The sequence below is a fragment of the Microcoleus sp. AR_TQ3_B6 genome, assembly GCF_036702785.1.
GTDB lineage: Bacteria > Cyanobacteriota > Cyanobacteriia > Cyanobacteriales > Microcoleaceae > Microcoleus.
Map to the genome: position 1 here is coordinate 52,936 of NZ_JAUBVJ010000032.1, position 11,263 is coordinate 64,198.

The window sequence follows — 11,263 nt, forward strand, 5'->3', positions numbered from 1 at the left end:
AAATGATATTTATTGTCAAGAGGGGTAGAGCAAATTTGTTGACACCTCTCATTGCTTATATGACAATATTTTCTAACTCTTGCCATAGCCTTTTAGGCGAACTTTTGTCAAGCCCTTACAGCAACATAATATGCAAGTAGTGTACAACTAGATAGAGGGGTCAGACCCCCTAACTTAAAATGCAATAAGTTTTCATTAGTTAACTCTTGACAGATGCAAGTTGTCTGTTATCTAATTAAGGGACTTTCTCATTAAGACCCCAGCGACTACTTCCTTTAACCGAGGAAGGTACCAACCGTGGTCGATCGTCGATCGCGCCACCGGACAGAGGCGTTCGCCCTGACGCGCTTCCTGCCAGACAAAGGCCGATAGCGACGGGAGAATCCGATCGAAGTGCGCCCGAAAACTAGGTCGTATCTTCCGCTTGTGTGTTTGACTCCGGCCCAGAAGAGCAGCAACGCTGCCACAAATCATGTTGTGCAAACAACGCAAATCACATATCCGAAGTTCTATCAATAGTTAATTCAAGAGTAATGACCAGATCGCAGAAATTATTAAGTAGCCTTGGGTTCGCAGGAGTCGTATCGGCGTTAGTCGCTGGGCCGGCGTGCGCTTCCAACATCGCGCAGGTGACCGCCGTTCGCCTCAACCCCACCTCAGAAGGCATTGAAATCATTCTAGACACTGAAGATGGAAGACCCCTACAAGTCTTCACCGCCAGCTTTGGAGAAACTTTACAAGCTGATGTCATCACCGCTCAACTGCGACTGCCGGGGGGAAATGAGTTTCGTCAAGACAAGCCGGCTGCGGGAATTGCTTCTGTCACCGTTACTCGTTTAGATAACAACAGCATCCGAATCAAAGTCATTGGCGAGAGGGGTCAACCAGTAGCACAGGTGATTCCTGGTGCTGCGGGCCTGATTCTGGGCTTAAAACCCACCTCCGAGATCACCGCTCGCCCGCCTGCACCGGCTCCTACAACACAGCGGCCGGGGACGCCCGCAGCACCCTTGCCACCGACAGGGCAGCCGGTGGAGATACCCGCAGAACCCTTGCCGCCGACAGCGCAGCCACCAGGGACGCCGGGAGAACCCTTGCCGCCGACAGCGCAGCCACCAGGGACACCAGGAGAAGCTTTGCCGCCGACAGCGCAGCCACCAGGGACACCCGCAGCACCCTTGCCGCCGACAGCACAGCCACCAGGGACACCCGCAGCACCCTTGCCGCCGACAGCGCAGCCACCAGGGACGCCACCGGCAGGGAGAGACCCGATAGAAATCGTCGTCACTGCAACGCGAACAGCAGAAAGAGTGACGAACGTGCCGCGCTCTATAACGGTGATAGACTCACAAGAAATTCAGCGGCAGACAGGGGCATCGAGAAATATCGGGGAATCTCTGGCAAATGAGGTTCCCGGTTTTGCGGCCCCGACTCAAACTACTGCCACTTATGGACAAACTTTGCGGGGTCGCGACGTTTCCGTTCTGATTGACGGCGTGCCGCAAACGACCAATCTTCAATCTTTTGGCAGAGAATTTAGAAACATCGATCCCAGCGCGATCGAACGCATTGAAGTAGTGCGGGGGTCTACTGCAATCTACGGCGCTCAGGCTACAGGTGGCGTGATTAATATTATTACTCGCCGGCCAACTGAGGAAAGGCTAGCTGCTATTACTGAAGTGGGCGTCAATAGCTCCTTAACAAACACAGAAGATGCTCTAGGCTTTAACGCTCAGCAGACGATTTCTGGCCGAACCGGCAATTTCGATCTGACCGGCACTGTCTCACTCTCAAGAAGTGGAGCTTTTTACGATGCCAAAGGGTCGCGCATTCCCTTTTTTGAAATCGGCGGAGATAGCAGCACCCTCTTCAACGTGATAGGCAAAGTAGGGGTAGATTTGAGCAGCCAACAGCGGCTGCAACTAACTGTCAATCACTATCGGGAAACCCAAGATCCCAATGTGATTCCAGACTTTAGCGTTGACGACCAGGAAGGACGGCAAAAAGCCCGCGCCATCCGAACCGGAAATTTGGATCTCGACGGGGAAACACCGGGAAATAAAAGTACACAGGTCAACCTAAGTTACACCAACCAAAACCTTTTTGGCAGCAGCCTTCAAAGTCAAATCTACTATCGAACAAATTCCAATACAGGCATTCCTTCAGATTACCGCACGTCCGAGTTCTACGGTCCATTTCTCGGCGTTACTCGTTCGCGAGCCGAGAACGAACAGATAGGAGGTAGACTGGCGATCGCCACTCCTTTATCCCGTGCCAAAAATCTTCGATTAACTTGGGGTTCTGACTATATTACGGAAGATAGCAGACAGCGCTTCGACTTGTACGACCCGCAGAGATTTGACGCAAGTGGCGGCAGGGTTTACCGGAAAATTTCCGAGCGTCCTTTCGTTCCTCCTTACACTTACAACAGCCTTGGCCTTTTCGGTCAAATGGAATGGAATATTGACGATATCGTCATTCTAAGTGGCGGGATACGTCACGAACGCATCGGGTTAGAAGTCAATGATTATACCACTTTTAACGATCGCCAGATTGAAGGAGGAAATCGCAAATTTAACGCCACCCTATTTAATACAGGGGCTGTCTATAAACTAAATGACAACTTCAACGTATTTGGCAACTTTTCTCAAGGTTTTTCAGTTCCAGATTTCGGCCGCATCCTCCGCGAACCCCCCGACAATTTTGTCGGAATTGAATCTTCGTTAGAAGTAACTCAACCGCAAAAAGTCAACAGCTACGAAATTGGCATTCGAGGAGCGTGGCAATCCGTACAAATGTCGCTTTCCGCTTTTTACAATACCTCCGATTTAGGAGTGACTTTTCAACCAGTTGGCAACACAGGTCGCCTGGAACTAAAACGCGCCCCAGAACGCATTTACGGCTTAGAAGGGACTGTGGATTGGCAACCTGAACGAGCATGGTCGCTCGGCGGTACTGCTACTTATATTGAAGGCGAATCTGAGGAGAATAGGGGCAGTTACCTCGCCCTCGATAGCAGCAGAATTCCACCGATCAAGCTAACAGCTTATGTTCAAAACGAAACTTTGCCGGGATGGAACAATCGGTTACAGTTTTTATATTCTGGAAATCGCGATCGGGGCTTCAAAGACGGCTCGGATGGTGGTCGGATTAGCAGCTATCTCACAGTGGATTACATCAGCGCGGTTAAAATTGGCTCTGGGCTACTACAAGTCAAAGTTGAGAATTTATTGAATAATCAATATTTTCCCGTAATCTCCCAATACATCGCTGGATTTGGCGTGGACAGCTCTAATTATGCAGGGAGAGGTTTAACTCTCAGCATTAATTACCGCCTTAACTGGTAATTACAGCAGATTGAAGGTTTATGAGGTAGATTCAATATCCCCCGTAGGGACACTCCAAGAACCCATTGGTGTCAATTTAAGCTGTTAGTCTGCCAGTCCTCGCGCCCACCCGCTAGTCCGCCAGTCCTTAGCGGGGTTGAAACCCCGCTAAGGACTATCAGTTTTACCTTAATGAGAACAGTTAACGGCTTTGAGAAAAATCTAGAGATGAAGTTCCGCAAACTCGCATTCAAACTGCACTTGTATTTGGGGTTGGTGGTAGGAATATTTCTCGCAGCAATTGCTTTAACCGGCTGCTTGCTGGTTTTCGGTTCCGAAATCGAGCGATTCTTCAATCCCCAACTCCTGCGAGTAATTCCTCAAGCCGAACGGCTACCGCTGGAAAATATCCTGCAAATTGTCGAAAAAGCTTATCCGCAAAATCAAGCTCTTAGTATCTTGCTGCCCCGAGAAGCGAAGGAAGTTTGCCAAGTTTCGATGCTGTCAAAGAGCGAGGAAGTAGTTAGCGTTTATGTCAATCCTTACAGCGGAGAAATTAAGGGTGCGCGCCTTTGGAAAAAAACTTTTACAGGTTTTATTTTGACGTTACACGCGGAATTAGCGGGAGGAGAATTTGGTCATCTTGTTGTCGGCATTTGCGGTCTAGTAATGCTAGGACTAACTTTTACTGGTTTGGTCTTGTGGACGGGCTGGCGCAATTTAGCTCGCGGATTTTCAATTAATTGGAAAGCTCACTGGCAGCGGACTGTATTTGATTTACATAACGTTTTTGGCATTGTATCGGTCGCTTTTCTCATACTCATCTCCGCTACAGGGACAGCGATAATTTTTTACGCGCCGGTTCAATCGACTCTGTATTGGCTAACGAATGAAAAGCCACAGCCAGCATTGAGTTCTCATCCCCAGTCTAGCAGTTCGAGGCAAAACATTGACGAAATATTACACCAAGTTAATACCGTTTGGCCGGAAGCTAAAACCACTTTTATTTCTCTGCCTTTGACGCCTGAAGCAATTTTTAAGGTACGGAAAAAATTTCCCAATGACCCGCACCCAAACGGGATTAGCACCATTTATCTCGACCAATACAGTGGCGAAATATTGCAGGCTGACAGTGTAAATTCAGCTTCTGTCGCAAATCGAATTCTCAACTCGCTTTATCCGCTACATATTGGCAGCTATGGCGGAATTTACTTGCGGCTGGCACACGCGATCGCAGGATTAGCAGCGATTGTACTGTTTATGACGGGTGTACTGATGTGGCGGCAGCGGCATTTGGTGAAATTTTACCGAAAGGAGGCGAGACAGCAATATGAAAAATTATCGCCACTTAGCCAGCAATGGCCTTGGTTTTAATGAGAGCGGCGTGCGGTTTGATGCGGGTGTGATATCAAATCTGTTAGCATCAGAATTATTCCTATCTCTCCTCTCTTAATCTGTGTGAATCTGCGTCAATCCATTCTCATCTGCGGTTCGAGAAATTCTCTTTTTTTTACCGCAGATACAGGCAGATAAACACAGATTAACGCAGATGAATTAGATCGCTTCCGGTTGCACCATCCCTCGGTAATTGTTGACTGTTGACTGGATTTTACTATTACAATGCAACCGGAATTGATATGATTTTTCTGACTAAAAACCCCTAGCCTCTGAATTTTAAATTCTATCAATCGCTTATTTAATGCAAAAATTTATTCAACTCTGGCTGGGACAAACTGCTTCAATGATTGGCAGCGCTATGTCCGCGTTTGCGCTGACTATTTGGATTTGGGAGTCCACCAGTCAAGTGACGGCTTTGGCTTTGTTGATGTTTTTTATTCAATTGCCGCGCATCTTGCTCGCTCCGGTTGCTGGCATTCTCGTCGATCGCTGGAATCGAAAATTTTTGATGGCGATCGGTGATGCGGTTTCAGCTCTGTTAACGCTCGCTATCCTATTACTTTATATCAGCCAAAACCTGCAACTGTGGCATTTATATGTAGCGGGTGCGGTTAACGGAATTTTTGACCAAATTCAGCAGTTAGCTTACTCGGCAGCCATCGCCACAATGATGCCAGAAAAGCATTACAGCCGCGCTAGCAGTTTAAGTTTTCTGGCAAGTTACGGTGCGAGTATTATTGCTCCGACGCTGGCGGGGATTCTCTATTCTGCGATCGGGTTGAGCGGAATTTTTACGATCGACCTGGCAACTTTTACAATAGCGATCGCCACCCTAGTATCTGTCAAAATACCCCAGCCCGCGATCGCCTCCAATCCCCAGCCGACTCGCTTTCACCTATGGCAAGAACTCATCTTCGGATTCCGCTACATCGTCGAGCGTCCCAGCCTGCTGGCCTTGCTGGTGTCCGTTTCCCTATTCTGGTTTGCTCACGACATCGGCGCGGCCCTCTACTCACCGATGATTCTGGCACGCACCGGCAACAATGCCAGAATCCTCGGTACTATCCTTTCAGCCGCCGGCGCAGGCGGGGTTTTAGGAGGATCGATTGTCAGTATTTGGGGCGGTCCCAAACGCCGAATCCGGGGCTTTCTGCTCGGCATGGCAGGCGCGGGCTTGAGTAAAATAGTCTTTGCTTTCGGTCAAGCCCTTTCCATCTGGATTCCCGCTCAATTTTGTTCATCTTTCAATTTCCCCATCCTCGGCAGTTCCAGCGAGGCGATCTGGTTGGCGAAAGTCGCACCAGAAGTACAGGGGCGCGTTTTTGCTACCAGAGCACTTATAGTGCAATTGGCATCAGCGATCGGTTTATCGATCGCAGGACCACTTGCCGATCGCATCTTTGAACCCGCCATGCAACCGTCCGGTTTTTTAGCAGGTATTTTTGGTCCAATTATCGGGACAGGTGCCGGTGCTGGCATGGCTTTGTTATACGCTATCACCTCGCTGGGCTTATTGCTCGTAGCAGTCGGTGGGTATGCTTCCCGACTGCTGCGCGATGGCTAAAGGGGAAACGGAGAGACGTCTTTGAATATCAATTCCGGTAGCATCCGAAGAGTAAAATCCAGTCAACAGTCAACAATCACCGATGTTGCAACCGGAATCGATCTAATTCATCTGCGTTAATCTGTGTTTATCTGCCATCATCTGCGGTAAAAAAAAGAGAATGTGTTAACCGCAGATGACAATGGATTGACGCTGATTCGCGCAGATTAAGAGAAGAGAGATATCAATAATTCCGATGCTAACAGATTTGATCTAACTTCTTCTTTCTTCCTTCTGCTATAGTTTCTGGCGCGAACTCAGGTGAGCTTCAATATCCGATCGCGATCGCCATACAGGGCGCAATTCCTTGCGAGAAAAGAGCTGCAACTGATCGCCGGCGTGGGGCGAACCAGGTTGACTGGCGTTGCCGTAACTGTTTAGCGCCATCGCTTTCACCGGATTCGAGAACTCAATCGCAGCGACAAAAGAATCGCCCGCAACCGCTTGAAAGCGATTGTCTTTCCGTGGGGCGGACCAGACTGAGCGAAATACACCCAAAGCACCGTCAGCTCCATTTGCAGGCAGATTCGCCTCCCCAGGCAATCGGAAGACTTCCCCCCATGCCACATCTAACGCGCCATAAGTTACCTCAACTTTGGTTGCTGTCGCGGACAGCACCCGCACCGCCTCCGCAGGATTTGCCAACCCGTCTGGCGTCGTTAGCGGCGCATCTTCGCTCCAAGGTTTAGCGAATAACCCATCGGCATCCATCGCATTTTTCCAAAAGGCAAACAGCACCGCACCGCGACTGTCAGCATCGACTTTCCGATCCCAAGTGGCGAGCACTTCTGCAGCGCGGCGCGCTTGAGCACTGCCTTGCCGTGCGGCGGGAATTAAATCATCCAGGAGGCGCGAGGCTAGTTCTACCTGAGTGGAATGTTTGTATTGCATCAATTCATCGAAAGAGATTTTTTCATCTTCTAACAGCATTTTTGCCGAGCGCTGCGATCGCAAGTCCATCGGGCCGCGCGGTGCCATGTAGGCGGGATATTTATCCGGTGCGATCGGGCTGGGAAACGTCGTTGTCCAAGGCGGATCGTTAGTATTTTGCAACCAACCGCTGGGCGGATCGACAACGCGCGGCAAATCCGCATAGGGATGATTTTTGGTCCACAAAGTCTCTGAAGTATTGCCGGGAATCGTGCCTGACCAGTATTTAAAATCTCCTTTTTTGCGTATGGGGACTTGACCGTTAAACAAGTGCATGATATGCCCCTCACGATCGGCATACATGACGGTAAACATGGGAATTTCCAAGCGCTTTAAAGCGGTTTCAAATTCAGAAAAATTCTTTGAGCGTGCCATATCCCACCACTGCTGAAGGGCTGCTGGTTTATCGAGTCCGACAACGCGCAGGGCGATCGCTTTGCCCTGTTTTTCTGTGAGAATCGGCCCGTGAACAGAACGCCGCACTACTAGAGATTCCGAGCGCAAATTCCCATTCTTTTCTTTGACTTTTAAAACCTTCTCTTCCCTGTCAAAACTTCGGATTTTGCCATTGAAGCGATAGCCATCGTTCGCGAGGGGCAATTCGTAGGCATCCCAGCCATCGTGAGTGTTGACAGTATGAGTCCATCCCAAGTTGTCATTAAAGGCGATCGTTAATACAGGAAATCCGACGAGAGTCGCTCCGTAAGCGTTAATTTCTGGGCCAACCAGTTGTGCTTCGTACCATAAATATAAATCCGACCAAGGAAGGTGAGGATTTGCCAATAACATGGCATTGCCGCTTTCAGAACGGGAAGGAGCGATCGCCCAACCATTAGAGCCTTTGGGGGTGGGATTTTCAGCGAGTTTTTTAACGCGAGCTGGATCGACTACAAAAGTAAAATTGATGACGCGTTGCGCGTGTGCCAATACATCTGCAGGTTTGAGGGGCAATGCTACCTTTAATTCTTCGGTGAGCGCCTCGGGGTGTTCTTTTGCATAGGCATTCATTCCGCCAACAAAAGCATCGAGATAGTTGCGAAAAATCGGATTTTGTGATTCATACCACGTCTTGGCGCGATTAGGAATTCCCATAGTTTGCACCCAGCGATCGGATTCCAGATAATCTTCGCCCCAAAATTCGGCAGCTTGCCCGCGAGCTTGCCCGTAAAGACGCAAAATCAGATTACCGTGACTTTGCATCTGCGCCCACCCGAAAGCGTAGAAAAGGCTTTTACTATTCTCTCCATAAATGTGTGGAATTCCATAGGTATCCCAAAGAATTTGAGTGCCGTTTTGAGGCGCGGCTTGAACCCAATTATTGAGGAGCAAAACTAAAATAAAACTTATCAATAACGAGACAATCTGTCGGTATTGTTTTTTTAGTTGTAGAAACACGGTAAATTAATTTGCTAGGGTTAAACTGAGACGCAGCCTTTTCAACAAGCTGCCCGAACAAAACGCCGAGGATTTAAAGCCCTTTTATGGAGAACAAGAGAGAAAATTATACCCAATCCGATGCCCAAAAAGCTAACCTATCTGCGTCCATCTGCGTCCATCTGCGGTTAAAAAAATACCACCTCTTCGAGAAATCCAGAAAATCCGAAAAAACACTCTATGTAAATCGGATGTGAAATTAAAAGCCCTCCGCTACGCTCACCAACTTAAAAAGCGCTATAAAACGCCGGTGTATCGGCCCTAAAACGCATTAATGTCATTGGTGAGGAGGGGAGGTAAACAAGTAGGGCGAGATAGGCTATAAGGTTATTTTTTAAGCTGCCCCTGTTGCCAAGTTCCCTCTAGTTTCGTTCCATCTGCATATAGATAAGAACCTTGCCCGTGTTTCTGGCCGTTGAGGAATTCACCTTGATAGCGATCGCCATTGGCGTAAATGCAGGTACCTTTGCCGTTGAACTGACCCTCGCTAAATTCGCCTTCGCAGCGATCGCCATTCTTAAAAATGTATACTCCTTTCCCGCTCATTTTACCCTTGACAAAAGTGCCTTTATAGCTATTTCCATTAGCGAACTCACGGACACCTTCACCACTAAATTCTCCATTGTCAAAAGACCCTTGATAACGTCCCCCTTCTTTAAAAGTAAACAACCCCTGACCTTGAGTGTTGCCCTTGACAAACTCTCCTTCATAGCGGTTGCCGTTCGGATATTCGCGAACCCCTTTACCGTGAAACTGCCCTTCACTAAACTGCCCCTCATAACGGCCTCCTTCAGCAAAGGTATAAATTCCCTGCCCGTGAGGCAAGTTATTCAGCAACTCTCCTTCGTAGCGGTTCTTATTAGCATATTGACAGACGCCTTTGCCGTTAACTTTTCCTTCTTTAATATCTCCTTCGCAACGGGTGCCGTTACTGAACGTAAAAGCCCCGCGACCGCTGGGAGAACTATTAGTAAAAGAGCCTTCATAACGAATGCCGTTAGTTGAGGTAAAAGTACCTGTACCGTCGAACTCACCGTTTTTAAAACTTCCTTCGTAGCGGTTGCCGTTAGCAAATTCGCGGACACCTTGACCGTTGAATTCACCCAAAGCAAATTCTCCTTGGTATCGACCTTCTTCTTTAAAGGTATAGATGCCTTGACCGTGAGGTTGGCCGTTGAGAAATTGGCCTTCGTAGCGATCGCCGTTGGCATATTGACAACTGCCGGGTCCGCTGAGTTTGCCCTCACTCAATTCTCCCTCGCAACGCCCGCCATCGGGTAAAGTAATTACTCCTGCCATTGCGCTCTGAGGATTGGCAAACAACAGAGCAATTCCCAAGTTGGAACCAAGTAATAGAGCGAGTCCAACTCGCTGAAGTTTACTTAATATTGCTGACGACATTCCCAAATTCATAATTCACAAAAAATTCAACTTTTAACTTTGCTATTCCTTGGACTGTGCTATAGCATTACCAGCCAAATTGCTAGAGTCTCAAAAAAATCCCTAGTCATTTAGCCGGAATTCAATGGATGCTTTTTTTCCTTGAATGCCACTCTCTGAGGAGGAAAATTTCCATTTTTCTACTGTTTTAATCGCTGCGCTATCGAAGTCCTCGTGCTTGCTCGAAGTCAAGATCGCGATGTTGAATGCCTTACCGTTCGGATCCACGTCAAATATGACTTCCACTTTGCCTTCCCGCCCTTGTTTTCTGGCGGAACTCGGATATTCAGGTTTGCTGCAGCTAATGCAAGTGCCGGGAGGCGGGCCTTTCGGCCGCGAAGGACTCCCCCCTCTTGCTGGATTTGTCGGTTTTGGCACTGATCCCGAACCGCTGCCATTTCGACCTCCACCGGATGATGAGTTCGACCCACTTCCTCCAGGGCCTCCGCCTCCAGGGCCTCCGCCTCCAGGACCTCCGCCTCCAGGACCTCTGCCTCCAGGGCCTCCACCTCCAGGGCCTGGTGAGCCAGCCGTCGCCGATCCCCCCAATCGCCCCGAACCGTCCCCAAATGGCTCTGAGGAAGGTATGTCGCCATTTTCGCTGGCGCCAGATGGTGAGTTCGACGCACTTCCTCCAGGGCTTCCGCCTCCAGGACCTCCGCCTCCAGTGCTTCCGCCTCCGGGGCCACCAGAGGAGGCGAGGTTTCCTACATCCCCGATCGCGTTCCCAGAATTGCTACGGCCTCCTGGTCTAGTAGCTGTGACTGGCGAGCCAGCCGCGGGCGATCGCTGTATGGGCCCGGAAGCAGGTTTTAATGGCTCATCAGAAGGCTCCCCGCTACCCGCCGAAGCAGATGGCGAGAGCGGGTTATCTTTTTCAGGGCTGTCTGAGGAGTTGGGATTTCCAGCATCTTTTGTAATGTCTCCGACACTCCCAGCACTCTTGGGGCGGGAGGTTTTAACGGGTGGTTCGCTTTTTGGAGGATCGGGCGAGGGGTTGTCGGGTTCCTTGGCGATCGGGCTTTTAGGAGTTTCTGGCGAATTTAAATCTTCTGTAGGTGGGGTGGAAGGCTCCTGACGAGTTGGTGACGAAGTTTCCGTTAAGGACTGCTCTTTCTGAATCTCTGGCGGG

Annotated in this window: 7 protein-coding genes; 3 read left to right on the forward strand and 4 right to left on the reverse strand. The window is 49.3% G+C overall.

The genetic code is table 11. The annotated features are described in order from the left end of the window. Positions 1-231 precede the first annotated feature (231 nt). Complete coding sequence (locus tag QUB56_RS16940; RefSeq protein ID WP_332956649.1) at positions 232-516, reverse strand: hypothetical protein; 285 nt, start codon at positions 514-516, stop codon at positions 232-234. Between the two features lie 17 nt (positions 517-533). On the opposite strand from QUB56_RS16940, the gene QUB56_RS16945 reads away from it, so the two are divergent. The 3 genes from QUB56_RS16945 to QUB56_RS16955 all read left to right on the forward strand — a co-directional run bounded on the left by QUB56_RS16945 (position 534) and on the right by QUB56_RS16955 (position 6,288). Further along, on the forward strand, positions 534-3,347 hold the full coding sequence (locus QUB56_RS16945) for a TonB-dependent receptor domain-containing protein (protein WP_332956651.1): 2,814 nt from the start codon (positions 534-536) through the stop codon (positions 3,345-3,347). A gap of 171 nt (positions 3,348-3,518) precedes the next feature. Continuing rightward, on the forward strand, positions 3,519-4,700 hold the full coding sequence (locus tag QUB56_RS16950) for a PepSY-associated TM helix domain-containing protein (protein ID WP_332956653.1): 1,182 nt from the start codon (positions 3,519-3,521) through the stop codon (positions 4,698-4,700). A gap of 325 nt (positions 4,701-5,025) precedes the next feature. Further along, positions 5,026-6,288, forward strand: a complete 1,263-nt coding sequence (locus QUB56_RS16955; protein ID WP_332956655.1) for an MFS transporter — start codon at positions 5,026-5,028, stop codon at positions 6,286-6,288. Between the two features lie 276 nt (positions 6,289-6,564). Here QUB56_RS16955 and QUB56_RS16960 read toward each other — a convergent pair whose 3' ends face one another. From QUB56_RS16960 to QUB56_RS16970, 3 genes are all read right to left on the reverse strand, one after another. Then, complete coding sequence (locus tag QUB56_RS16960) at positions 6,565-8,652, reverse strand: acylase (protein WP_332956657.1); 2,088 nt, start codon at positions 8,650-8,652, stop codon at positions 6,565-6,567. A gap of 366 nt (positions 8,653-9,018) precedes the next feature. Then, the gene (locus QUB56_RS16965) at positions 9,019-10,092 is read right to left on the reverse strand and encodes a hypothetical protein (RefSeq protein WP_332956658.1); all 1,074 of its coding nucleotides are present in this window, start codon (positions 10,090-10,092) and stop codon (positions 9,019-9,021) included. A gap of 102 nt (positions 10,093-10,194) precedes the next feature. Then, positions 10,195-11,263 (reverse strand): TonB family protein (locus tag QUB56_RS16970; RefSeq protein WP_332956660.1); only part of this gene is annotated, 1,069 nt, incomplete at its 5' end.